General features: G+C 60.4%; 20 protein-coding genes, 1 tRNA gene and 2 pseudogenes. 9 read left to right on the forward strand and 14 right to left on the reverse strand.

The annotated features are described in order from the left end of the window. Position 1: 1 nt before the first annotated feature. The 5 genes from V6M90_RS02960 to V6M90_RS02980 all read left to right on the forward strand — a co-directional run bounded on the left by V6M90_RS02960 (position 2) and on the right by V6M90_RS02980 (position 6,002). A complete protein-coding gene (locus V6M90_RS02960; protein ID WP_003173117.1) occupies positions 2-823 on the forward strand; it encodes an IclR family transcriptional regulator in 822 nt (273 codons plus the stop codon). A 21-nt stretch (positions 824-844) separates the two neighbouring features. Next, on the forward strand, positions 845-2,491 hold the full coding sequence (locus tag V6M90_RS02965) for a bifunctional 3-(3-hydroxy-phenyl)propionate/3-hydroxycinnamic acid hydroxylase (RefSeq protein WP_003173116.1): 1,647 nt from the start codon (positions 845-847) through the stop codon (positions 2,489-2,491). Positions 2,492-2,514: 23 nt separating this feature from the next. Continuing rightward, positions 2,515-3,363 carry a VOC family protein gene (locus V6M90_RS02970; protein ID WP_003173115.1) on the forward strand — a complete coding sequence of 283 codons (849 nt, stop codon included), beginning with the start codon at positions 2,515-2,517 and terminating at the stop codon, positions 3,361-3,363. Positions 3,364-3,437: 74 nt separating this feature from the next. Then, the gene (locus tag V6M90_RS02975; protein ID WP_042944474.1) at positions 3,438-4,916 is read left to right on the forward strand and encodes an aldehyde dehydrogenase family protein; all 1,479 of its coding nucleotides are present in this window, start codon (positions 3,438-3,440) and stop codon (positions 4,914-4,916) included. Between the two features lie 87 nt (positions 4,917-5,003). Then, complete coding sequence (locus tag V6M90_RS02980) at positions 5,004-6,002, forward strand: helix-turn-helix domain-containing protein (protein ID WP_003173113.1); 999 nt, start codon at positions 5,004-5,006, stop codon at positions 6,000-6,002. A gap of 136 nt (positions 6,003-6,138) precedes the next feature. Here the strand turns inward: V6M90_RS02980 and V6M90_RS02985 are convergent. Continuing rightward, positions 6,139-6,399: pseudogene (locus V6M90_RS02985) on the reverse strand (TolC family protein); the annotation flags it as partial. Between V6M90_RS02985 and V6M90_RS02990 the strand changes: the two are divergent. Next, positions 6,394-6,618 (forward strand): annotated as a pseudogene (locus V6M90_RS02990) (POTRA domain-containing protein); the annotation flags it as partial. The pseudogenes V6M90_RS02985 and V6M90_RS02990 overlap by 6 nt on opposite strands. Before the next feature lie 349 nt (positions 6,619-6,967). On the opposite strand, the gene V6M90_RS02995 reads toward V6M90_RS02990, so the two are convergent. The 5 genes from V6M90_RS02995 to V6M90_RS03015 all read right to left on the reverse strand — a co-directional run bounded on the left by V6M90_RS02995 (position 6,968) and on the right by V6M90_RS03015 (position 10,680). Beyond that, positions 6,968-7,043, reverse strand: a tRNA-Gly gene (locus tag V6M90_RS02995). Positions 7,044-7,103: 60 nt separating this feature from the next. Then, positions 7,104-7,664, reverse strand: coding sequence for a CDP-diacylglycerol--glycerol-3-phosphate 3-phosphatidyltransferase (gene pgsA, locus V6M90_RS03000; RefSeq protein ID WP_042944469.1), 561 nt, complete (start codon positions 7,662-7,664; stop codon positions 7,104-7,106). A gap of 32 nt (positions 7,665-7,696) precedes the next feature. Next, positions 7,697-9,520, reverse strand: coding sequence for an excinuclease ABC subunit UvrC (gene uvrC / locus V6M90_RS03005; RefSeq protein ID WP_332846057.1), 1,824 nt, complete (start codon positions 9,518-9,520; stop codon positions 7,697-7,699). Position 9,521: 1 nt separating this feature from the next. Continuing rightward, positions 9,522-10,163 carry a response regulator transcription factor GacA gene (gene gacA / locus V6M90_RS03010; protein ID WP_017530522.1) on the reverse strand — a complete coding sequence of 214 codons (642 nt, stop codon included), beginning with the start codon at positions 10,161-10,163 and terminating at the stop codon, positions 9,522-9,524. 151 nt (positions 10,164-10,314) lie between these two features. Further along, the gene (locus V6M90_RS03015; RefSeq protein ID WP_042944466.1) at positions 10,315-10,680 is read right to left on the reverse strand and encodes a helix-turn-helix domain-containing protein; all 366 of its coding nucleotides are present in this window, start codon (positions 10,678-10,680) and stop codon (positions 10,315-10,317) included. A gap of 82 nt (positions 10,681-10,762) precedes the next feature. Between V6M90_RS03015 and V6M90_RS03020 the strand changes: the two genes are divergently transcribed. Next, a complete protein-coding gene (locus tag V6M90_RS03020) occupies positions 10,763-11,002 on the forward strand; it encodes a DNA-binding protein (RefSeq protein WP_003173104.1) in 240 nt (79 codons plus the stop codon). A gap of 34 nt (positions 11,003-11,036) precedes the next feature. On the opposite strand, the gene V6M90_RS03025 is transcribed toward V6M90_RS03020, so the two are convergent. Together V6M90_RS03025 and V6M90_RS03030 are read right to left on the reverse strand one after the other, a co-directional pair. Further along, the gene (locus V6M90_RS03025) at positions 11,037-11,468 is read right to left on the reverse strand and encodes a GNAT family N-acetyltransferase (RefSeq protein WP_003173103.1); all 432 of its coding nucleotides are present in this window, start codon (positions 11,466-11,468) and stop codon (positions 11,037-11,039) included. Next, the gene (locus tag V6M90_RS03030) at positions 11,469-12,218 is read right to left on the reverse strand and encodes a carbon-nitrogen hydrolase family protein (RefSeq protein ID WP_003173102.1); all 750 of its coding nucleotides are present in this window, start codon (positions 12,216-12,218) and stop codon (positions 11,469-11,471) included. It abuts the gene before it with no gap. A 620-nt stretch (positions 12,219-12,838) separates the two neighbouring features. Here V6M90_RS03030 and V6M90_RS03035 point away from each other — a divergent pair. Further along, complete coding sequence (locus tag V6M90_RS03035) at positions 12,839-13,909, forward strand: 3-deoxy-7-phosphoheptulonate synthase (RefSeq protein ID WP_003173101.1); 1,071 nt, start codon at positions 12,839-12,841, stop codon at positions 13,907-13,909. A 156-nt stretch (positions 13,910-14,065) separates the two neighbouring features. Continuing rightward, positions 14,066-14,884 (forward strand): 2,5-didehydrogluconate reductase DkgB, encoded by an 819-nt coding sequence (gene dkgB, locus V6M90_RS03040; RefSeq protein WP_003173100.1) that lies wholly within the window; start codon positions 14,066-14,068, stop codon positions 14,882-14,884. Here the strand turns inward: dkgB and V6M90_RS03045 are convergent. The 6 genes from V6M90_RS03045 to V6M90_RS03070 all read right to left on the reverse strand — a co-directional run bounded on the left by V6M90_RS03045 (position 14,881) and on the right by V6M90_RS03070 (position 24,698). After that, positions 14,881-15,303, reverse strand: coding sequence for an ANTAR domain-containing protein (locus V6M90_RS03045; protein ID WP_078824232.1), 423 nt, complete (start codon positions 15,301-15,303; stop codon positions 14,881-14,883). The genes dkgB and V6M90_RS03045 overlap by 4 nt on opposite strands. A 125-nt stretch (positions 15,304-15,428) precedes the next feature. Continuing rightward, complete coding sequence (locus V6M90_RS03050) at positions 15,429-19,049, reverse strand: transporter substrate-binding domain-containing protein (protein ID WP_332846058.1); 3,621 nt, start codon at positions 19,047-19,049, stop codon at positions 15,429-15,431. A gap of 1 nt (position 19,050) precedes the next feature. Further along, positions 19,051-19,683, reverse strand: coding sequence for a response regulator transcription factor (locus tag V6M90_RS03055; protein ID WP_003173097.1), 633 nt, complete (start codon positions 19,681-19,683; stop codon positions 19,051-19,053). 303 nt (positions 19,684-19,986) lie between these two features. Continuing rightward, positions 19,987-20,703 (reverse strand): MgtC/SapB family protein, encoded by a 717-nt coding sequence (locus tag V6M90_RS03060; RefSeq protein WP_141064842.1) that lies wholly within the window; start codon positions 20,701-20,703, stop codon positions 19,987-19,989. A gap of 224 nt (positions 20,704-20,927) precedes the next feature. After that, entirely contained in the window at positions 20,928-23,633 is a 2,706-nt protein-coding gene (mgtA, locus tag V6M90_RS03065) for a magnesium-translocating P-type ATPase (RefSeq protein WP_003173095.1), read from the reverse strand. A gap of 483 nt (positions 23,634-24,116) precedes the next feature. Then, a complete protein-coding gene (locus V6M90_RS03070) occupies positions 24,117-24,698 on the reverse strand; it encodes a GNAT family N-acetyltransferase (protein ID WP_003173091.1) in 582 nt (193 codons plus the stop codon). Positions 24,699-24,706: the final 8 nt, after the last annotated feature.

The raw sequence follows: 24,706 nt of genomic DNA on the forward strand, positions 1-24,706 counted from the left end.
CATGGAAAACCTGCACACCCCTGAACACCTGCCCGAGCAGGATGGCGACAACAAAGGCTCGAGCCTGGAGCGCATGCTGCGGGTACTCGACCTGTTCACCGAACAGAGCCCGATCTGGGCGGTGGACGACATGGGCGGCGCCTTGGGTTTTACCCGTTCGACGATCTACCGCTACGTGCGCGAATTGGCCGAGGCCAACCTGTTGTTCCAGGTCGAAGCCGGGCGTTACGCCCTGGGCGCACGGATCATTACCTGGGACCGCCAGTTGCGCCTGAGCGACCCCCTCGTGCGCGCCGCACAAGCGCTTGAGCCCAACTTCCCACAGTGGAGCGAACAACAGGTCTGGCTGATCTGCCGGTTGTTCAAGGACCAGGTCGTATGCATTCACCAGCACGGGGACTTGTTCAGCGAGGTCAGCTACTCCCGTGGTTCGCCCAGGCCGTTGTTCCTGGGTGCGACGTCCAAGGCGATCCTCGCCAACATGACCCCGCGTCAACACAGCCAGCTGTTTCTCGACCACCCCGAAGAGGCACGGGCCAGTCAACTGGGCCAGACCTGGGAACAGTTCCGTCGTTCGCTGCAGCAACTGCGTCGCCAAGGCTATGTGGCCAGCGCAGGTGAAGTCGACGAGGGCGTCTATGGCCTGGCCGCGCCGATCTTCGACGGCGATGGCAAGGTCGTTGGCAGCATCAGTTGCGTGCGCCCGGTGCGAGAGCGCGACGGTGCCCAGGAAGCAGCACAAGGACAGCAGATCCTTGCCCTGGCCCAGGATCTGTCGCAACGCATGGCTGCGCTCGCCAACCGCCCCAAATCACTGGGCTGAGCCATCCGGAAGGGAATAACAATGACAACCCTCAAACGCATCAACACCCAGGTCCTGATCATCGGCGCCGGTCCCACCGGGCTGACCCTGGCCAACCTGCTCGGCCAAGCCGATGTGGACACCCTGATCATCGATCGCAAGCCGGGCACCGTGACCGAGCCACGGGCGGTTTCAATCGATGACGAATCCTTGCGCACCATGCAGGCCATCGGGCTCGATGCCGCCGTGCTGCGTGATGTCGTGCCCGGCTACGGCGTGCATTACTTCACCCGGCCCGGCGGTCGCTGCTTCGGCAAGGTCGAGCCGACCGGCAAGCAGTATGGCTTCCCCAAGCGCAACGCCTTTCGCCAACCGCTGTTTGAAAACACCCTCAGGCTAGGCCTCGAACGTTTTGCCAGCCTGACGGCTCGGTTCAGCCACGAGTTGGTGGAATTCATCCAGGACCCACACGGCGTGTGCGCGCTGGTGCGTGACGCCGAAGGACAACTGATGGAAGTCCACGCGGCTTACCTGGTGGCCTGCGACGGCGGCCGTAGCCCGGTGCGCAAGCAACTCGGGATCGAGATGATCGGCTCGAGCTTCTCCTCGCGCTGGCTGGTGGTCGATACCGACCAGGACGACGACCCCTTCTGGCAGACCCGCGTGTATTGCGACGCCAGGCGCCCGGTGGTGGAAGTGCCCGGCCCTCACCGTACGCGCCGATTCGAGTTCCTGCTCAAGCCCGATGAAACGGACGAACAGGTGCTCGACGAAACCTGCCTGCAAGCATTGCTGCGCCCGTTCAAGGGAGACACGCCGGTTTCCATCGTCCGCAAGACGGTCTACACCTTCCACGCCCGGGTCGCCGAGCGGTGGCAGGTGCAGCGAGTGTTTCTCGCCGGCGACGCCGCACACCTGACCCCGCCCTATGCCGGGCAAGGCATGAACAGCGGCGTTCGCGATGCCCACAACCTGGGCTGGAAGCTGGTCGGCGTACTGAAGGGAAAAATGGCGGAAAGCGCACTGCTGTCCTACGAAAGCGAGCGTCGTGATCATGCGTGGGCATTGATCAAGTTGGCCTTGAACCTCGGCGTGGTCATGGCACCGGCCACCGTCCTGCGCGCTCGCCTGATCAGTGGGGCATTCGCCTTGATCGGCCTGTTGCCGCCGTTGCGCGATTATTTCCTGCAAATGCGCTTCAAGCCCAAACCCCGCTTCACTCGGGGCCTGGTGCTGACCGAGGGGCAAGCAGGCACCTTGTCCTGCGGACAGATGTTCCCGCAACCGAAGCTCACCGATGCGCACGGCCAGGAACGCCTGCTCGATGACGCCATCGGCGCCGGCTTCGCCTTGATTCAATACGGCGACCCGACCCGCCAGCGTATCGATGAACTCAAGCATGGCCTCTGGAGCCACCTTGAAGCCAGACGCATCCTGATCCTGCCCGCGTCCGTCCATGCCATACCGTCGATCCCGGGCTGCACGGTGCTTCAAGACCGTGAAGGCCAGCTCAAAACCCTGCTGGGCGATTCCCACCCGTTTCTGCTGCTGCGCCCGGATCGCTACATCGCGGCGATTTTCGACAAGGCGACCGAGACCCAGGCCGCAGAATCGCTGCAGTCGCTGTTCGGCATCGCCATGGCCCACAACAGCGAAATCGAACCGAGCAGCGCGCCCGTCTTTCACTAAAACCTTCAAGCACAGAGGTGGTTATGCAAACACTCCAGACTTCCACACCTGCACGCCTGTGCTACCTGCACCTGGCGAGCAAGGACGCGCAACGGCAAATCGATTTCTATCAGCGGATGCTGGACATGGACAGCCAGGCGCAAGCCGATGGCAGCTGGATGCTCAGCGGCCCGCAACGCGCCATGCTCGTGTCTCCCGCCGACCACAGCGGCCTGCTCGCGGCAGCGTTCGACCTGGGCAGTCAGCCTCGACTGCAAGCACTGCGGGTTCGCCTGCTCGGCAACGGCTGCGTCATCGAAGAGGTCGACTCGCCGCTGCTCGAAACGGGGGCGTTCCTGATTCGTGATCCCCAGGGTCGGCAAACGATATTTGGCGTCGCTCACCCCGCTCTCCAAGCCTCAGGCCAAGGCATGCCCGGCCGCTTGCAGCACGTGGTTTTCCAGACCACGGAGCTGGAAGCCATGATCGATTTCTACGTCAACACGGTGGGCTTCACTGTTTCGGACAACGTCGTGGATGAGCAGACCGGCCAACTGATGACGTGTTTCCTGCGCTCGGACGACGAGCACCACACCTTGGCGTTTTTCCGCGGTTCGAAAAACGAGTGGGACCACCACTGTTACGAAACCAACGAATGGAATGACATCCGTGACTGGGGGGATCGCTTCGCCAAGGAGCGCATCACCATTTTCTTCGGGCCCGGCCGACATGGGCCGGGCAACAACCTGTTCTTCATGGTGGTCGATGCCGATCGCAACCGCCTGGAGTTCTCGGCTGAGCTGGAAGTCACCGACGCCAGCCGCCAGCCCGGCGTCTGGGCACAGGAGGAGTACACACTCAATTCGTGGGGCCGCGCGTGGATCAGGAGCTGAGCAGTTTTCCCCATCGGCGTTTGCACCCTTGATTTCTAAACGAGGCGACCACCTGCCTCCAAAGGTAAAAGACCATGACGACTCAACCGCTCGTGCCCTACGCCATCAACGGCGACCAATACATCAACGGCACTTGGCGTGCAGGGCGCTCCGCACGCCGCCTGGACGACCGCAATCCCTTCAATGGCGAACAATTGCTGGAGATGCCCCTGGCCTCGATTGCCGATCTCGACGACGCCTACCAAGCGGCGCAGCAGGCGCAGGCCGCATGGGCACAACTGCACCCCACCCAGCGCAGCGCTCAACTTGAAAAGCTCGCCCAAGTCATCCAGAACCGCCGTGAAGAGATCATCGACTGGCTAATCGACGAGTCCGGCAGCACCCGGATCAAGGCGAGCATGGAATGGCAATTCACGCTGAACCTGGTGCGTGAATGCACGACGATGCCGATGCAGGTTGAAGGTCGAATCCTGACCAGCTACAAGCCCGGCGAACAGAGCTTTGTCTTCCGCGAGCCCTTGGGTGTGGTGGGCGTGATCAGCCCATGGAATTTCCCGCTGTACCTGAGCATGCGCTCGGTGGTGCCGGCACTCGCCCTGGGCAACACGATCGTGCTCAAGCCTGCCAGCGACACAGCGGTGACCGGCGGCCTGCTCATTGCCCACCTGTTCGAAGAAGCCGGCTTCCCCGATGGCTCGATCAACGTCGTGGTCGGCGCCGGCTCGGAAATCGGCGATGCCTTTGTCGAGCACCCGGTGCCGAGCCTGATTTCCTTCACCGGTTCGACGGATGTGGGACGCAATGTCGGCCGTATTGCCACCGGTGGCAAACACATCAAGCGCGTGGCCCTGGAACTGGGCGGCAACGCGCCGCTGGTGGTGCTGGATGACGCCGACATTGAAGTTGCGGCGCACGCTGCGGTGGTCGGGCGTTTCCTGCACCAGGGCCAGATCTGCATGAGCGTCAACCGGGTGATCGTCGACCGCTCGCTGTATGCCGATTTCGCGTCGCTGGTGGTGGAGCGCGTGCGCAACCTCAAGACGGGTGATCCGACCAAGGCCGACACGGTGATCGGGCCAGTGGTCAATCAGAGCCAGCTCGATGGCCTGCTGCGTAAGCTCGACGGTGCCCGGAGTGCCGGCCTCAAGCAGCTTTGCGGCGGCCCGGCATCCGGGCTGGTGCTGCCTGCCCATGTGTTCGGCGAAGTAGCAGCCGATCAGGAACTGGCCCGCGATGAAACGTTCGGCCCCCTGCTGCCGCTGCTGGTCGCAGAAAACGAAACCCATGCATTGGCGTTGGCGAACGCCAGCGAGTATGGCCTGTCCAGCGCCGTGTTCACCCGGGACATGGCCCGTGGTTTGAACTTCGCCCGTGGCATTGTGGCGGGCATGACCCATATCAACGACATCACCGTCGATGACCAACCCAATGCCCCGTTCGGTGGTGAAAAGAATTCCGGCCTCGGTCGCTTCAACGGTCACTATGCCCTGGATGAGTTTACCCGTGCCCATTGGGTGACCTGGCAGCCCGGAGGCCATCACTACCCGTTCTGAGTCTTTGGCACCCTTGATCACACCCGGATCGGGCAAATCGACCCCTTTGCCCGATCCGTCAGAAAACAATAAAAACAGAGGCGAAAAATGAACCATTTAGCCTGCGTTTCCACCGATCAGGTTGTTCGCTCCGACCGCCTGATGAAATGGAAAGAGTTCATGAGCGATCACCTGGGGCGTACGCCAGACTATATAAAACGGCTGGAATCGACGTTCATCGACCCGTTGCATGACAGCAACTTCCAGGGTCGGCTGGAGTACGGGGACCTGGGCCAGTTGCGTTTCTGTCGAATGACCGCCAGCGCCCATCGATATTCGCGCCACCTGAGCAAAGCGATCGATGCCCTCGACACGCCGCGTATGTTGATCATGCAGGTGGCTGGTGTCAGTCACTTCGAGCAGGGCCAGCAAAGCAGCGTGCTGGCCCCTGACGAAATGCTCTTGGTCGACTGCGGCAAACCTTTCAACGTGACCAGCATGCAAGGTTGCGAACACTTCATCCTGCTGTTCCAGGGGGCATCCGTGCAGCTCGCGCAAACCGCCGACATGCACCTTAACGGTCGCAATGGACTGGGGCGAATGCTCATGCACCTGATCAGCGATGCCTACAACCAATACCCCTTGCTGAACAACCATTCGGCCGGGCTGATCGGTGACAGCATCACCGGGCTGCTGGATAACGCGCTGAAGAACAAACAGGAAGAAAAGCAACTCGAACACGACTTCCGCTTCTTCAAGCAGAACCGCCTCAAGGCATATATCGAGCGCCACCTGGCCGACCGCGACCTGACCATCGAACGCATCGCCAACGCCGAACAGTGCTCGGTGCGCAGCCTGCACCGCGCCTTCCAGGATGAACTGGGGTGCAGCGTCAGCGAATACATCTGGCAGCGGCGCCTGTCACGTTGTGCCGAAGACCTGCGCAACCGGGAACATGCCCACCGCTCGCTCACCGAGATCGCCTACGCCTGGGGCTATGGCAGCAGTTCCCACTTCAGCCGGCATTTCAAATCGACGTTCGGCATGTCGCCTCGGCTGTTCCGTGACACCGCGAGTGACAGCCGGGAGAAATCGACGGCGGCTTGAGCCAGTTTCCAATTCCTATGGGTTCACAATATCCCCTTTGGGAGCGAGCCTGCTCGCGATGGCGGTAGATCAGCTGGCAGGGATGTTGAATGTGCTGACGCTATCGCGAGCAAGCGCGCTCCCACAGAGGGACTCCTTAATTCCACCCGCCGGCCATTACCTTGTACAACGTCACCCGGTTGCTCTGCTCGCTCAGGCGCAGGGTGATCAGGTCCTGTTGCGCGCTGTACAGGGAGCGCTGGGCGTCGAGGGCTTCGAAATAGCTCTGGGAACCGCCACGGTATAAAGCGTCGGAGAGTTCGAAGCTCTTGCGGCTGGCGTCGGTCAACGCCTGTTGGGCCTCGATACGGCGATCCAGCGTGCTGCGCTCCGCCAGGTCATCGGCCACTTCCTTGAAGTGGTGGGTAATACCGTCTTCACTACGCAAGAATTGGCCGATCAATTGACCCTCAAGACCAGCAACTGGCTGTCGTTCTTCAAGAACGATGACAAGTACGCCCGTGAGAAGCTCTCCGGTGACCTGGAACGCCTGCGTTCCTACTACCTGGATCGGGGCGATATCCATATGGATATCACATCGACCCAAGTGTCCATTTCCCCGGACGAGAAACCTGTTCCCAATGCCCTTCATCAAAGACAATAACGCCAATACGCAGGTGTTTCAGTTTTCCTTGGGGCAGACGTTCTGAGCTGAGCAATGCAAGCGCGAGACGCCAGGCGACAAGGCAAGAAAGAAGCAGACCCGAAGAGGCACTGGCCGTTGCACTCAAGCATCAACCACTACCTGGAATGGAACATCGTGCCTTGAGCAGGCTACGAAGCCGGACTGCCGCTCAGTCTTGAAGATCGAAATGGGATCTAGCGTTTTTACACACTCTGGGCCGAAAGCAGCCTGTCGACACAAGTGCAGGCATTTCTCAGGCACAGAAAAAAGCCACTCATCTGAGTGGCTTTTTTCTGAATCTTGGAGCGGGAAACGAGACTCGAACTCGCGACCCCGACCTTGGCAAGGTCGTGCTCTACCAACTGAGCTATTCCCGCTTGGTGATGCGCATTCTATAGAATCCTGAGCACCCGTCAACCCCTTGATTCAAAAAAGTTTTATTTCTTTTCGACGGTGGTGCGCAGATGGGGCCAGGCGGCGCGCAGGTACTGGAGCATGGACCAAAGGGTCAGGCCGGCGGCGACGAGCAGCAAAGCGTAGCCCAGCACTACCCAGAAAGTGAAGGCCGGCGGGTTGGCCAACAGGATGACCAGCGCGAGCATTTGTGCGGCGGTTTTCCATTTGCCCATGTTGGAGACGGCAACATGGGCACGGGCGCCGATTTCGGCCATCCATTCGCGCAGGGCCGAGACGACGATTTCGCGGCCGATGATCACCGCAGCCGGCAGGGTCAGCCACAGGTTGCCGTGTGCCTGCACCAGCAGGACCAGGGCCACGGCCACCATGAGTTTGTCGGCCACGGGGTCGAGGAACGCGCCGAAGGGCGTGCTCTGTTCCAGGCGTCGCGCCAGGTAGCCGTCGAGCCAGTCGGTGGCGGCCGCGAAGGCAAACACCGAACTTGAGGCCAGGTAGCTCCATTCGTAAGGCAAATAGAACAGCAAAATAAAAATCGGGATGAGCAGGACGCGTAGAACGGTGATCAGATTAGGGATATTCATCGGCACAACTGGCTACGAGGTGGAAAGGCATTCTATTCGCTGTGCAGATTCGCATAAATCAATTCAGCGAGCTTTTTACTGATACCGGGTGCTTTGGCTATCTCGTCAATGCTGGCACGGGACAGCTCCTGCAAGCCACCAAAATGTTTGAGCAAGTCGCGACGTCGTGTTGGCCCGACCCCCGCCACCCCTTCCAGGGTGGAGGTTCGCCGGGTTTTGCCACGGCGGGCACGGTGGCCGGTAATCGCGAAACGGTGGGCTTCGTCGCGAATCTGTTGGATCAAATGCAGTGCGGGTGAGTCGCCCTTCAACGTGAACTCATGGGCGGCGTCATTCAAGTACAACGTCTCGAAACCGGCCTTGCGCGTAGCGCCCTTGGCCACACCGAGCAGGATCAGGTCGGGCACGGCCAGCTCATTGAGCACATCACGGGCCATGGACAACTGGCCCTTGCCGCCGTCCACCAGCAGGATATCGGGCAGCTTGCCCTCGCCGTCCTTCAACTTGCTGAAGCGTCGCGTGAGGGCCTGGTGCATGGCGGCGTAGTCATCGCCGGCGGTGACGCCTTCGATATTGTAGCGCCGGTAGTCGGATTTGATCGGTCCTTCCGGCCCGAACACCACGCAGGAAGCAACCGTGGCTTCGCCGCTGGAGTGACTGATGTCGTAGCACTCCAGGCGCTGGGGCGGCTCATCCAGCTTAAGCACCTCGGCCAGGGCATCGAAGCGCGCCGCGACGTGCTGTCGATTCGCCAGACGTGCGCTCAAGGCCTGTTCGGCGTTGGTGACGGCCAGTTGCTGCCAACGGGCGCGGGTGCCGCGTACGCGATGGCTGATGTCCAGCTCGCGGCCACGCAGTTCGTGGATAGCCTCGATCAAGGTGGGAAAGTCTTCATGCACCACGTTGACGATCAGCTCCGACGGCAGGTCGCGCTCGGGACTGCTCACGTAGTACTGGCCGAGGAACGCGGCCATGACTTCGGCCACATCCTCGTCGATACCGGTCTGCGGGAAGAAATTCTTGCTGCCCAGCACCCGCCCGCCCCGTACGCTGATCAAGTGCACGCAGGCACCACCGGGGTTGACGAAGGCGGCGATCACATCGACATCCCCCGTGCCGCCTTCCATGCTCTGCTGATCCTGAACCCGACGCAGCAGGGAAATCTGGTCGCGTAGCTCCGCGGCGCGCTCGAAATCCAGGGTACCGGCGGCTTGTTCCATGGCAGAGGAGAGCTCGTCGGTGAGCGCATTGCTGCGTCCTTCGAGGAACATCACCGAATGGCGTACATCCTCTGCATACTCCACCGAATCCACCAGACCCACGCAAGGCGCTTTGCAGCGTTTGATCTGGTATTGCAGGCACGGCCGCGTGCGGTTCTTGTAGAAGCTGTCTTCGCATTGGCGCACAAAAAAGGTTTTTTGCAGCAGGCTCAAGCTTTCACGGATAGCGCCGGCGCTGGGATAGGGCCCGAAGTATTTGCCCTTGGCCTTCTTCGCGCCACGGTGAATGCTCAACCGCGGGAAGTCGCCGTCGGATAAAAACACGTAGGGGTAGGATTTATCGTCACGCAGCAGGATGTTATAGGGCGGCCGCCACTCCTTGATCAGCGTCTGCTCAAGCAGCAGCGCTTCGGTTTCGTTGGCGGTGATGGTGGTTTCGACCTGGGCGATACGCGCCACCAGAGCGGCGGTTTTCGGCGCGAGTCCCGACTTGCGGAAATAGCTCGCCAGGCGGTTCTTCAGGTTCTTGGCTTTGCCGACATAAAGCAGGCGCGCCTCACTGTCGAACATGCGGTACACGCCAGGGCGGCCACTGCAGGTTGAGAGAAAGGCACTTGGATCAAACGGTGTGGTCATGTCAGGCGCTGGCGTCCACCATGCCGTGGCGCACCGCGAGCAGGGTCAATTCCACATCACTGCTGATGGCGAGCTTCTCGAAAATGCGATAGCGGTAGGTGTTGACGGTCTTGGGCGACAGGCACAGCTTGTCGGAGATGGATTGGACCTTTTGGCAACCGACGATCATCAGGGCAATCTGGATTTCCCGTTCCGACAGCGCATCGAACGGCGAGTCGCTGGTGGGCTGGAAGGACTTGATCGCCAGCTGCTGCGCGATCTGCGGGCTGATATAGCGCTGGCCGGCAAACACCAGGCGAATGGCTTGCACCATTTCGGCCAAGCCTGCGCCCTTGGTCAGGTAACCCGCGGCACCTGCCTGTAAAAGCCGAGTCGGGAACGGGTCTTCTTCGCACACCGTCACTACCACGACCTTGATGTCCGGATGACTGCGCAGCAATTTGGTCGTGGCGCCAAGACCGCCAATCCCAGGCATCTTGACGTCCATTAACACCACATCGGGTTTCAACTCCCGGGCCTTGATCAGGGATTCCTCGCCCGACTCGGCCTGGCCGACTACTTGCAGGCCATCGATGTCAGCCAGCATTCGTGTAATGCCTGTACGAACGAGATCATGGTCATCGACTACTAGCACCCTAATCAAGCAGACACCTCGCGAAATGGTCTTATAGGTTGCTGAACACCTTAGCAAAAAACCGAGGCTCAGACCTAGGTGCAAGTGTCATATATATAGAGTTTGGCCAGGCAGCCGCCATCCGCCGGGAAGCGGACGGTTCAATTTCCCGGACGAAGTGTCAGGACTCCTGGGCCACCGGCTTGGCTTTTCCATTCAGTGCAATGGAATGTTTGGCCAAGGTCGACGCCAAGCGACGGATCGCGTCCTGATCTTCCTTGATCATCACACGGTAGTCCCCCAGCACTTCCTCTTCGATCTGACTGAGGGTTTCGAGTTGGATCGGCGTGGCCGTGCCGGTCAACACATACAGCACGTCCACCCCTTTTTCGGCGACACGAGACAAATAATCGGCTTTGGGCGTACGCCCCCCACTTTCATATTTACCTTGCGCATTGGCTTCAACGCCGCCTATCTCGCCAAACACTTTTTGCGACAGGCCGAGTCGCTCTCTTTCTTGCCTCAAACGCGAACCGATTCCACTCATTTGGATGTATGATCCTATTTGGCACACCCCAAGAGGTGATCCACTCATCTCTTAGTTAAACAAACTTGAACGGTTTTGAACTATGCCCGGAATCCGTACTGCCGCACAAGCCAAGGCCTGGCTGGAACATCAAGGAAAGTCTGTTCAAGCGTTCGCGCGCGAACATGGCGTGGATCCGGCAACCACCTATCAAGTGCTCGCCGGGCGCAAAAAGGGACGGCGTGGAGAGGCCCACAAGGTAGCGGTCCTTCTGGGTATGAAAGAAGGGGTCATCCTGTCCGAGGCGGATGGCCAGGCCCACGATCAGGAAGCCGATGTTTGACGTCAGTATGCGCTTATTGCGCGCGAGTACATGGTTAGCTTGAACGGCAGACACGCTCCATGCGCCAGAAGCAGTCCTCTTCACCGACGATGCTGAGTCCGTTGCGCTGATAGAGCTCGCGGGCCGGATTGGACTTGAACACCGTCAAACGCAGCAGGCCCTGCGCCTGCGCCTTGACTGCCATCTGCTCCAACACCCAACTGCCCGCGCCGAGTCCGCGATACGCTTGGAGCATATGCAGTTCGCGAATATAGAGCGCCCGGCTGTCGCGACTCAGGCTGATAAAACCCAGCACGGTGGCGTCCTGACAAATCAGCCAGTTTTCCCGGCCAGCCCAGGCGGTGTCAAAGCCGTCGCCGGACCACCACAATCCGTATTGCACGTAATAGCGGCTCATGGCTTCGTGGGTCAGCTTGCGTGCAAATGGCAAGTCCTGGTCTGTTGCCGCGCGCAGATAAAAGCTCATTCAGAGCGTAACCACTTGGCCAGCCCACACGCCGCTATCGCGACGGGCGATCACCAGCACATCCCCCGTGCCAGGCGCAGCGGCAAGCAAGCTGCCATCAGCGGCCCAGATCGCACTGCGACCGGCGCAGGCCCACCCCCCTGACGGGCCACCGTGATTGGCCATCAACACCAGCATGCGATGCTCAGCGGCATAGCCCTCAAGCAACGCACTGTCGGCTGCATAGCCACCTTCGCTGATCAATACACCGGCGGCGTACACATTTGCGTCTGCCTGCGCCGCGGCACGCGGGTGGCTGGCATGGGCAAAATCTGCGCACACCGCCAAGGCAATCCGGTCATTGCCCCACTCAAGGGCTGCACCGCCCTGCCCTGCGACAAACGCAAGCTCTTCGCCATCATGCAAATGCTGCTTGGTGTAGAGCGCCAGAGCTCCGTGCGCCCCCAGCACCAGTGCACCTATCAACACTGCCGAATCAGGCGCCAGTCGAATCGGCATACCCACCACTGCCGTCAATCGCAGTTCCCGTGCCATCTCGCGTAACGGCGCCAACAGTGCATCTTCCGGGGCAATCGCCAATTCGGCCGCCAGGGACGGCTCATACCCCGTCAACGACAACTCCGGAAATACCAGTAATTGCACGCCGTGCTCCGCTGCCACACGCATGAAGGCCAGGTGTCGCTGGATATTGGCCGGCACATCGCCCGCGATGGAAATGGATTGAGCAGCAGCAAGGGTCAAGGCAGTCATGGTCGCGTCCAGGCAATCATCGTCAAAGTGTTATCAGCATATCGGCACGTACCCCATAGCCGTAAGTCCCCTGCCGCAATAGAAATTACTGATTGAAACTGCCAGTGCGCCTCTAGTAAGCTCCCCCCATCATTTGGAGAACGACCATGTTGCCTCTCGCCCACTCTCAGGTTTGCCCTGCTGCCAGCGCCCCGCGCTCGGTGCCGGCTACCCGTGTGAACGGTTCGAGCGCAGCTGTAAGCTTTTATTTTGGGTATTGGTTTAGCCACTGGCGCGCCTGATACCTGAAATCGGCGCCCACTGTTCAAGGGGTCGCCTACCAGAGAAATCTAACCCCCGGTCGGCTCCCCGACCGGGGGTTTTGTTTTTTCAGCCTCTAATAAATTTTGTTTGATCACGAACACTTAAAGGACTCACGACATGAACTACGCCACCTATTACCGCTACGACACCTCTACCGCATGGCGATTTAGCCAGCTCCGTTCGGGACAGCCTGCCGCCTCCGACCGGTCACCTATCGGTGGCAAGCCAACACACGTAGCCAGTACGGCCAATTGTCGAACACCCCAGTAGGCCAAGCGCGCGGGAACAACCCGCCGCTTGCCCAGGAAGCCTTGAATATGAACTCCTCCGTCGCCGCTCTGCCCGTTTCGAACCTGATCAGCGCCAATGAAGCCCTGACCCAGCGCCTGCCCAGCGCCCTTGAGCTCAAGCACCAGTTAGCCCTCAGCCCGTTCCTCAATGAACAGGTCCACGCTCATCGCCAAGCCGTGCGCGCCATCCTTGATGGCGAAGATTCACGCTTGCTGGTGATTGTCGGCCCATGCTCGATCCACGACCCGGAATCGGCCATGGAATACGCCCGCAATCTGAAGAAGCTGGCACTCGAAGTCAGCGACCAGATGCTGCTGGTGATCCGCGCCTACGTCGAAAAACCGCGCACCACCATCGGTTGGAAAGGCCTGGCCTACGACCCGCGCCTGGATGGCAGCGATGATATGGCCGCCGGCCTGCGCCTGTCCCGCGAGCTGATGCGCGAAATGCTGCGCCTGGGCCTGCCGGTTGCCACCGAGCTGTTGCAACCCATGGCCGCTGGCTACTTCGATGACCTGCTCAGTTGGGTGGCGATTGGCGCGCGCACTACCGAATCGCAGATCCATCGCGAAATGGCCAGCGGCCTGGGCATGCCCGTAGGCTTCAAAAACGGCACCGACGGCGGCGTGACGATTGCCTGTGATGCGATGCGCTCGGCCTCCCACCCGCACCGCCACTTCGGCGTCGACAGCCAGGGCCACCCGGCGATCATCCAGACTTCGGGCAACCCCGACACCCATCTGGTACTGCGCGGCGGTCACCGTGGGCCGAACTACGATGCGCACAGCGTCGCCCAGATCAAACATGACCTGGCCACGTCCAAGGTCACGCCGCGCATCATGGTCGATTGCAGCCATGCCAACAGTGGCAAAGACCCATTGCGTCAACCGGCAGTGTTCAACGACGTGCTGGAGCAGCGCTTGCAGGGCGACACTTCGCTGATCGGCATGATGCTGGAAAGCCACTTGTTCGAAGGTTGCCAGCCGTTGAGCGCGTCGATGAAATACGGCGTATCGGTAACCGATGGCTGCCTCGGCTGGAACGGCACCGAGCAGTTGTTGCGCAGTGCCGCCGAACAGTTACGCGCCCGAGGCTGACCGAACAAGGCGCTGCTGCAACGGCTACAGCGCCTTCACGTCACGAGGGTCATTCGTGATGTGTCGTCAATAGTCCTTTTCGGATTCGATGGTGTTTCCAAAGGAACGACAAGCGGATACTCGACTCCACTGCCTACAGCCTTATTGGAGTCACTGATGTCTATCCCTACGCAAAAAGTCCCCGCCTTCGGTCTCGGCACCTTTCGCCTTAAAGGCCAGGTGGTGATCGACTCGGTCAGTACCGCCCTGGAACTGGGTTACCGCGTCATCGATACCGCGCAGATCTACGAGAACGAAGCCGAGGTTGGCCAAGCCATCGCCGACAGCGGTATTGCGCGTGACGAACTGTTTATCACCAGCAAGATCTGGATCGACAACTTTGCCGAAGGCCGCTTGATCCCAAGCCTTGAGGAAAGCCTGCGCAAACTGAAGACCGATTATCTGGACCTGACCCTGATCCACTGGCCATCGCCGGAAGACCAGGTGCCCGTCGCCGAATTCATGGGCCAGTTGCTGCAAGCCAAGCGTCTGGGGTTGACCCGCCAGATCGGCATTTCCAACTTCACCGTCGACCTCATGAAGCAGGCTATCGCGGCGGTCGGCGTCGAGCACATCGCCACCAACCAGATCGAACTGCACCCCTACCTGCAGAACCGGAAGGTGGTGGATTTCGCCACCGCCCACGGTATCCAGATCACCTCGTACATGACCCTGGCCTACGGTGAAGTGCTCAAGGACCCGGTCATCCAGCAGATCGCCCAACGCCACCAGGCCACCTCGGCGCAGGTCGCCCTCGCCTGGGCCATGCAACTGGGTTATGCCGTGATCCCATCATCGACCAAGCGGAGCAACCTCGAAAGCAACCTCAAGGCCCTGCACCTGGCCTTGAGCGCCGACGACATGGCCCGCATTGCCAGCCTGGAACGCGGCCAGCGCTTGACCAGCCCCAAGGGCATTGCGCCGAAGTGGGACTAAACCCCAGTCACCGGCAAACGGGATAACTCCCGCAGCCAGGGCAACACCCGCAGGCCACGCGTGGCCTCGGGTGGATCTATGATGTCCATGAAGTGTTCGAGGCTGACGTTGTCCGGCACCCCGGGCAAGCGCACCAGTACAGTCGGCGTTGCGCCGACAGACGTGCCCAGGTCCAGGTGGTCGTAGACCAGCACATGCCGCGCCTGAGGTTGCGGTTCGCAGGCATTGACCGCAAGCCCGGCATTGATGATGAGTACATCGAACGGTTCGGCCGGGATGGCCGTCAGTATCTGGACCTCTTCGAAGGTGTCTACCGGCACGATCCGGTGGTACCCCAGTTGGTTGAGCATTTTCTCGATATACAGCCGTTGCAGGTGCTGTTCATCGGCAATCAGGATAGACAGTGCTTTGTTCGGCATGGCAAACCCCTGGGCTGGCAGCGCGCGTCAGTAAGAGCGGCCCATTCTCCAGACATATCCCGAAGACAAAATCAGGCATGTTCCCCTTTATCGTAGGAGTTATCCCAAATACACCGAATGACCGTTCACTGCGGTAAAGCCTGATTGCAATATCGGGCCAGGCTGTGATGCAGCCCATCAATCGCAACACCTACCGCCTCAACCGCAGTGCCCACCGCATCGCTGTCCTGCCGTTCACAGACCCCTTCCAACGCCTCGCAACAGCCGATCAACCTCTGGGCCTTGATCATCCGCGCGCCGCCTTTGACGCGATGAGCGAGGTCATGCAGCGTGAAGAAATTCACGGGGCCCGACGGTTCAGGCAACAAGGCCCGATCCTCCTCAAGGCTGGTAAGCAATGGGGTCAGCAACTCGCCCAGAGCGCCCTTGTCGCCTGCGGTCAGCGTGATCAGCGGGCTTAAATCGAACACCGGCTCGGTCTCGACCGACAGGGCACCCGCCGTGCGCGAGACCAGGGCCGTGCGCAAGTCCTCAAGCCCCGTGGGTTTGAACAGGCAACCGTCCATGCCCGCTTGCCGACAGCGCTCGGCCTCCTCCGGCCGGGCATTGGCGGTGAACCCCAGCAACAGGCACGGCGGCGCCCCGCGCTGACGTTCCAGCGCCCGGATTTCACGGGCCAGCGCGTAGCCATCCTTGAGGGGCATATTGCAATCGGTGATCACGCCGTCGAAGTGCCCGGCCTGCCACAGCACTAGCCCTTGGCCGCCGTCCTCGGCCGTGGTGATGCGATGCCCCAGGAAGCTCAGTTGTCGCGCCAGCAAAAGACGGTTGGCCGGGTAGTCGTCCACCACCAGGATATTCAATGCGCGAGCCGTCGGAACAGGCGGCACGGGCAAGCCAGCCGGTGCGGCAGCGGTCAATGTCAGCGCCAACGTCACGTCCACCCGCGTGCCCTTGCCCAGCATACTGCTCAGGTGCAGTTGGCCGCCCATCATTTCGCACAGGCTGCGGCTGATCACCAACCCGAGGCCCGAGCCGCTGCGCGCGGACTGTTCATGGTTGCTGCCCTGGATAAACGGGTTGAACAAGCGCTGTTGATCCTCGGCACTGATACCGATGCCCGAATCCTCTACCCATAAACGCAGATGCAACTGGCCGTCCGCCAATGCCCCGCTAGCGCCCAGGCGAACCTGGCCGGCGTGGGTGAACTTGATGGCATTGCCCAATACATTGGAGACCACTTGCTTGAAACGCAGCGGATCGATCAACACGGCACAGTCGATCGCAGGGCTCAGCTCCACATGCAGCACCAGTCCCTTGTCCCGTGCCAACCCCTCGAATACACGTGCCACCGACGCCAGCAATTCGTGCGGATTGGCCGGTGCCAGGGTCAGCGACAAATGGCCGGACTCGATCCGTGCGATATCCAGAATATCGCCGATCAACTCCAGCATGCTGCGGGACGCCACCGACGCCACCTCCAGCGCATCAAGGTCCGCCCGGCCTTGCTCGGCATTTTTCAGGGCCAGTTCGATCATGCCGATCACCGCGTTCATGGGGGTGCGGATTTCATGGCTCATGGTCGCCAGAAACGTCGTCTTGGCGCGGTTGGCGGCGTCGGCCTCCTCTTTGGCCTCTTGCACCTGGCGCAGCAGACGCTGGCGTTCACTCACGTCGACCCAGCCGGCAATCATGCCGACCACTTTTTCGTCGCCATCACGGTAAGGCAGCATCCACTGGTAGATGGTCAGCACATCGCCGTTGGGCACCTTGAGCACGCGGTCATGGATCTGCGGTTCGCCCTGCTCCATCAAGCGCAAGTAGTCGGCATGGAACGACTGCGCCTGGGGCAGATTGCCGGTGTCGGTTTCCACCACGGTCTTGCCAATCACGTCTTCCAGCTTGAAGCCGAATACGTCCAGGTAAGCGTTATTGCAGGCCATCAGGCGGCCCTGGCGATCACGCACGTAAATCGGGTGAGGCGTACCGTCGATCAACACCCCCATGAAACGCATCTGGTCGCTCAAGGCGCGCTCGGCCTGGGCGCGCTTGCGTATCAGATTACGCAAATAGAACACCCACCCCAGGGTCACCAGCAGCAACAGCGCGGCCAGGCCAAATCCCTGGATGATCACATTGCGATGGCGCAGCCAGTAACTGTCTTCGATGATGATTTCGCCGCGCCAATGGTTGGTCAATTCGTCCATCTCTTCGGGGCTGATGCTCAACAACGCCTTGTCGAGAATCGAATACAACTCCAGTTGGCTGCGGTTGACGCCAAAGGTGATGCGCGCAGGCTCCGCGCCGACCGTGCTGGTGATGCGCAGGCGATCACGGTAATGCCGCGCGATCATGTAGCGCGCGCTGATCAATGAAACGATGGTCGCGTCCACCGTGCCCTTGGCCACCATCTCCAGGGCTGTTTCCGGGTTTTCGACATCGACAAACTCGATACCGGGGTAATCCCGGGCAATCTGCGCGGCGAGGCTGTTGCCGCCAATAAAAGCCAGGCGCTTGCCAGGCATGTTATCCAGTGTCACCAGGCGGTCATTGCCCACAGGCACCACTATCACATAGGGGTTGGACAGGTACGGCCGCGTAAATCGAATTTTCTCGGAGCGCTCCACGCTCGGTGTGATGACGGCCAGCATGTCCACGCGCCCGGTGCTGGTTTCGTCGACTTGCCGCGGCAGCGAACTGCCCTGTTCCACGTCGAATTTGAGGCCGGTGCGCAGACTGATGCGTGACAGCACCTCGGCGCTCAAACCCTCGAATTGGCCCTGCTCGTTGAAAAAGGACAGCGGTACGAATTTGTCGAGCACCGCGACTCTCACCCGTGGGTGCTTTTGCAACCAGCGCTGTTCACTGTCACTCAAACGCAGCCGATCAGCCTCAAGAAACCCACTGCCGCCGGCACTCCAGCGGCGCAGGATCTCCATCTGCTGGCTGGCCGGAACGGCGACCAACGCGGCGTTGATGATGTTCAGCAGGCGCGTATTGTCTTTGACGAAGGCAAACCCGAACGGGTTGACCTCCAACGCGGAAAAGTCGGCCATGCGTACATTGTTGAGGTGGTTTTTGTTGATCAGGTAGCGAGTGCTGATGGCATCGCCCAGATACACGTCCGCCTGGCCGAACGCCACGGCCCCGATGGCTTCGAAGGTCGAGGCAAACAACACCAGGTGCGCATCCGGGTAGAAGGCCTGGACGGTCTCGGGCTGCATATAGTGATAAAGCATCGCCACGCGCTTGCCGGCGAGATCGGCACTCAGCGTGTGGCTCTCGCCGGCGCGCGTCACCAGCGCGGGTTGGTCGTTGGCGTAAGAACGTGACAACACCAATTGCGGGTCGGCCGCTTCGTAACCATTGGCCGAGCCCAAAAAGTCCACCGCACCGGTCTTGAGTGCCTCGATTACTTCATCACGGGTGTCGTAACGCCGTACCTCAATCGCAACATTCAGCGCCTGGGCAACCAGCGCCGCATAATCGGCGGTGATGCCTTCCAGTTCGTCCTTATTGTTGCTCAGGTCGAACGGTGCGTAATCGGGCGCCGACACCCCCATCACCAGCGTGCGTCGCTCACGCAACCACTGCCAGTCGGTTTCGCCCAGCGCCACCTGGGGGTATTCAAGGCTTGAGTGTCCCTGCAGGCTCAGCGTGCGGGGTTCATCCAGGGCCATCACTGGCCAGGACAACAGCCCCAGCAGCAGGATGGCCGCGAGTTTCAGCCGCCGGGAGGTGATCATTTCAGATCAGATGATTGCGCTGGGCGAATTTGGACAGATGCACCACCGACGACATGCGCAGCTTTTCCTTGAGGCGCGTCTTGTAGGTGCTGATGGTTTTGTGGCTCAGCAGCATTTGCGCGGCGATCTCGTTATTGCCCAAGCCCAGAGCCAGCATCTGCAGGACCGTCAACTCACGGTCCGACAAGCCTTCGATCATCTGCAGTTCGGTTTCTTGCAAGTCGTCGCGTCGCACCGAACTGGTGGGCAGGCTGGGGAAGCAACTGTAGCCGGACCGGATGGCCCGGATGGCCTTTTGCAGCTCATCGAGTTCACCGGTCTTGGCAACAAATCCCATGGCGCCGGCACGCATGCAGCGGGTAGAGAAGAACACCGCCAGGTAGGAGGTCAGCACCAGGATCCTGCACGGCAGGTCCAGCGCCTTGATCCGGTTGATCACCTCCAGGCCGCCGAGCTTGGGCATTGCCAGGTCAAGGATGACCAGGTCCGGGCGCTCCTCGCGGGCAATCTGCATGGCATCGGCACCGTTGCCCGCCTCAAAGATGGTCTCGAAACCTTCCTGCTTCAACAGGTACTTCACGGTGGCGCGTATAAAAGGGTGATCATCCACAATTAAAGCTTTGTTGTTGCTCATAAAATTCCCCTGCGAGGGTCAGTACGCTTACACATCACGCGGGACTCATCTACCTGTGAGAAATGACAGTTCCGACAAACGGCGCTGACGACTTCGCACACTACTTCAGGCAGAACAGGCCCCTCCTCTTGAAACCACACGGTAAACATGTAAAGCCGCGCCTGGATTCCTGAACGGGCACAAGCGCGCAACCTTAACAACGGCAAGTGGATTCAAATGAAGGGATAATCTCGAATTAATGTAGGACTATTCCTCGCTACAGCATGACCAGCCTTGCGCAAGGTGTTGCCTCGCGCCAGCCGCCTATTCGGTGGTGCTGGGGCTCCAGAACGCCTGAACCACCAGGGTCGACAGGGAAATCCGCGCCACCAGGGCGTCCAGTTCGTCACCGTCCACCGACGTCACCGCCAGGGTGGCTTCGATTTCCACTTCCTCAGTGCCGAACGGGCGCACATCGACGTCGCTGGCCGGGTAGTTGCAGCGCGCAAGTTCAGCCTCCAGTAGCGCCAGCACGGCCTTTTGCTGGGTGCGTCGGGCGATCACATACAAGATGTTGGTGACCTCCGCCGACACCACATCCAGCGGCTGGCGGTTGATGTTATTGACGATCGGCCGCAGCAGGGTGTTGGCCGCCAGCACAAACAACGTGCCCAGCAACGCTTCAAGGATCAGGTCGGCACCGGCGCATGCCCCCACCGCCGCCGACGCCCACAGCGTGGCGGCTGTGTTGAGCCCGCGCACATTGCCTTCTTCACGCATGATCACGCCGGCACCGAGAAAACCGATGCCCGACACCACATACGCCACCACCCGCACCGCACCGTCCGCCCCACCCAGGCGGTTGGCCATGTCGACAAAAATTGCCGCGCCCACCGCCACCAGCACGTTGGTCCGCAGACCCGCCGTACGCTGCCGGTACTGGCGCTCGAAGCCGATCAGGCCGCCGAGGATGAAGGCGGCGGTGAGACTGACCAGAGTGTCGATCAGGGAGTTGAGGTTGATGTTGTTGATTGCTTGCATAAAAAGTCTCTCTGTATGCAACTGCCGAACCGTATGGGAGCTGGCTGGCCTACGATGGCCATAGGTATCTACACAACCTCCGTTGAACGAAAAATCCACGGCCAACCGGCTGTTGTGGTGAGCGGGTTTGCCCCGCTCACCACAAGAAGGTTTTTCAATTTTTAAAAATTGTGCAGGTACCTATGCCCTGCTCCCACAAGGTCCAGGGCATTTGAATTAACGGGTTACTGCCAGCCGAACTTACGGATGTAGTAGCCCTTCACTGCCTGGGTCAGTGCCATGTATGCCAGCAGAATCACCGGCAGGAACACAAAGTACAGCGACGGCAACGCCTGCAGCTTGAAGTAGTGCGCCAACGGCCCCATCGGCAGGAAAACCCCCACGGCCATGATCACCCCGGTCATCACCATCAACGGCATCGCCGCACGGCTTTGCAGGAACGGGATTTTCGGGGTGCGGATCATGTGCACGATCAGGGTCTGGGTCAGCAGCCCCACCACGAACCAGCCGGACTGGAACAGCGTCTGATGGTCCGGCGTATTGGCATCGAACACATACCACATGAGCGCGAACGTGGTGATGTCAAAGATCGAACTGATCGGCCCGAAAAACAGCATGAAACGGCCCACATCCCCCGGCTGCCAGCGTTGTGGTTTAGCCAGCATTTCGTCGTCGACGTTGTCGAACGGAATCGCGATCTGCGAAATGTCGTACAACAGGTTCTGCACCAGCAGGTGCATCGGCAACATTGGCAAAAACGGAATGAACGCACTGGCCACCAGCACCGAGAACACGTTGCCGAAGTTGGAGCTGGCGGTCATTTTGATGTACTTGAGCATGTTGGCGAAGGTACGCCGGCCCTCCAGCACACCCTCCTCCAGGATCATCAGGCTCTTTTCCAGCAAGATGATGTCGGCCGCTTCCTTGGCGATATCCACCGCGCTGTCCACCGAAATGCCGATATCCGCCGTGCGCAGCGCCGGCGCATCGTTGATGCCATCGCCCATGAAGCCCACCACATGCCCATTGGCCTTGAGCAGGCGCACGATGCGTTCCTTGTGGCTGGGCGTCAATTTGGCGAACACATTGGTGACTTCAACGGCCTCTGCCAGTTCGGCGTCGGTCATGTCTTCGATGTCGTTGCCCATCAGCAGGCCCTGTTGCTCCAGGCCCACTTCGCGGCAGATCTTGGCGGTGACCAGCTCGTTGTCGCCGGTCAAGACCTTGACCGACACACCGTGGGCCTTGAGCGCCTTGAGTGCCGGCGCAGTGCTCTCCTTGGGTGGGTCGAGAAACGCCACGTAGCCAATCAATGTCAGGTTGTTTTCATCTGCCAGGCTGTAGGTGTCACGCCCCGGTGCCATCGGTTGCGCGGCCACGGCCACCACGCGCAGGCCTTCTTCGTTGAACGCCGCAGTCACTTGGCGAATGCGCGCCAGCAGTTCATCGGTGAGCGCCTCGCTGGTGTCGCCATGGCGCACGGTGTTGCACACCGACAGGATCTCTTCCACTGCGCCCTTGCAGATCAACAGGTGCGGCAAGCCTTGCTCGGCCACCACCACCGACATGCGCCGACGGTTGAAATCAAACGGGATCTCATCGACCTTGTGGAACGCCGTGCCCACCTTCAGCTCGCGATGCACCTCCACATGCTCCAGCACCGCCACGTCCAGCAGGTTCTTCAGGCCGGTCTGGTAGTAGCTGTTGAGGTAGGCCATTTCCAATACGTCGTCGGACTCTTCGCCCCACACATCCACATGGCGCGCCAGGAAAATTTTGTCCTGGGTCAGGGTGCCGGTCTTGTCGGTGCACAGTACATCCATCGCACCGAAGTTCTGGATCGCGTCCAGGCGCTTGACGATGACCTTCTTGCGCGACAGAAACACCGCGCCCTTGGCCAGCGTCGACGTGACGATCATCGGCAGCATTTCCGGAGTCAGGCCCACCGCAATCGACAGCGCGAACAGCAGCGCTTCGGTCCAGTCACCCTTGGTGAACCCATTGATGAACAACACCAGCGGCGCCATCACGAACATAAAGCGGATCAGCAACCAGCTGACCTTGTTCACGCCATGCTGGAACGACGTGGTCGCACGGTCGGTGGCCGTCACGCGTTGGGCCAGCGCGCCGAAATAAGTGCTGTTGCCAGTGGTGAGGATCACCGCCGTGGCCGCGCCGGACACCACGTTGGTTCCCATGAACAGAATGTTCTCCAGGTCCAGCGGATTACGCGTGTGGGCGTCCTGTTGCTGGGCGAACTTCTCCACCGGCATCGATTCGCCGGTCATCGCCGCCTGGCTCACAAACAGATCCTTGGCACTGAGCACGCGGCAGTCGGCGGGAATCATGTCGCCGGCCGACAGCACGATGAGGTCGCCTGGCACCAATTGTTTGATCGGCAATTCGATGCGCTTGGCTTCATCGCGGCGCAGCACCGTAGCCGTGTTGCTGACCATGGCTTTGAGCGCATCGGCGGCCTTGTTCGACTTGGCCTCCTGCCAGAAACGCAACAGCGTCGACAGCACCACCATGGAGAAAATCACCGTAGCGGCCTTCATATCTTCGGTCAGCCAGGAAATCACCGCCAGCAACGTCAGCAGCAGGTTGAACGGGTTTTTGTAGCAGTGCCACAGGTGCACCCACCATGGCAGCGGCTGCTCGTGCTCGACCTCATTGAGGCCATGTTGCGCGCGCAGGGTCTCGGCTTCCTGAGTGTTCAGGCCCTCGATATGGCTGCCCAAGGTACCGAGCAATTGCACGGTGCTGCTGTTGGCCGCGACCACCAGGGTTTGCGCCAGGGTCGGCGGCACTTCGCGGCTGACGCTGGCATCGGTGACGGTCTCGAGCATGGCCAGGCGACGGAAATGCCGGGCGATGTGCCGGGTCCGCAGGAAACCGGCAAAGAACTCTTTCAACAGGGTGAGGTTCATGGTGTAACTCCTGCGCGAGGAAAAACCGTCGTGCAGGTACCGCCCCTCCGCACCGCGCCTGTTACACAGGCACAGCCGGCTTGGCCCGCCCACCCTGAAGGCAGGCGCGTCCGTCGCATCCCGAGGTTACCCAGGTGCTGGTCAGCGTCGATGAGAGGGAATCAAACAGCTGCCAGGACAGGCCGCTGCCGAGATGCCGCTTCTCGCTTTTTTGGCGAGACAACGGCATCGGATGAATGCGCGTTACCTTGCCAAGCCTGTGCCGGTTACCGAAACCGGCCGACTACTGTCACTCGAACAAGTACCCACTGAGGGTCTCCGCTATTGATGAAAACGCGCGAAGCTTACGCCCCGGCCTCAGGAGAGTAAACCGTAGGAAAGTGTCCGAGTGGTGAATAAGAGGATTCTTCAGGATGGGTTCAGGAACCCCAATATTGAAGATGCCGATGCTTGAATGCGGGAGGGGACTGCGCACATCCGCGGCTACGGTGCCACGGGGCGATCGCGTGCCACCCGTATCAGGTAATCGTCCACATGGCCCTCCACCAACGCCTTGACCTGAATCGACACCCTGTTCACCTGACGACCCATCGCAATCCCATCCCGTGTACGCACCTGCACATACCCAAGTTTGGGCCAGAAGCGCTCGGCCCTGGTGTTACCCACCACCACCGTCAAGCGCAGCCACCGGGCGCCATTTTCTAATGCCCAACGCTCAAGGTCCGCATGCAGCCGTTGCGCAAAGCCAGTGCCATGCCTGCGCGAGTCCACCAGCAACAACCCGATATGCCATACGCCCTGCGCGAGCAAATCCGCCGCAATATTCACCACGGCGACCAAGCGATCGTCAGCGTCTCGATAGCCCAGCCAGTACATCCGGCTGCACGTCCACCCGGCCGGCAACGCCCCCTGCAACTCGTCGCGCGCTTCGGTCGGCGTGGCAGGCTCACCGTTGACCGCGATGAAGTAATCCGGCGCCTGCTCGAAAAACCGCTGCAGCTCGGCTGCGTCGCCGGCATTCAGCTCATCCACCCGAAGCCCCTCAAGAGAGCAAGTGATATCCATATCTCGCG

It is taken from the genome of Pseudomonas lactucae (assembly GCF_036688725.1).
Classification (GTDB): Bacteria; Pseudomonadota; Gammaproteobacteria; order Pseudomonadales; family Pseudomonadaceae; genus Aquipseudomonas; species Aquipseudomonas lactucae.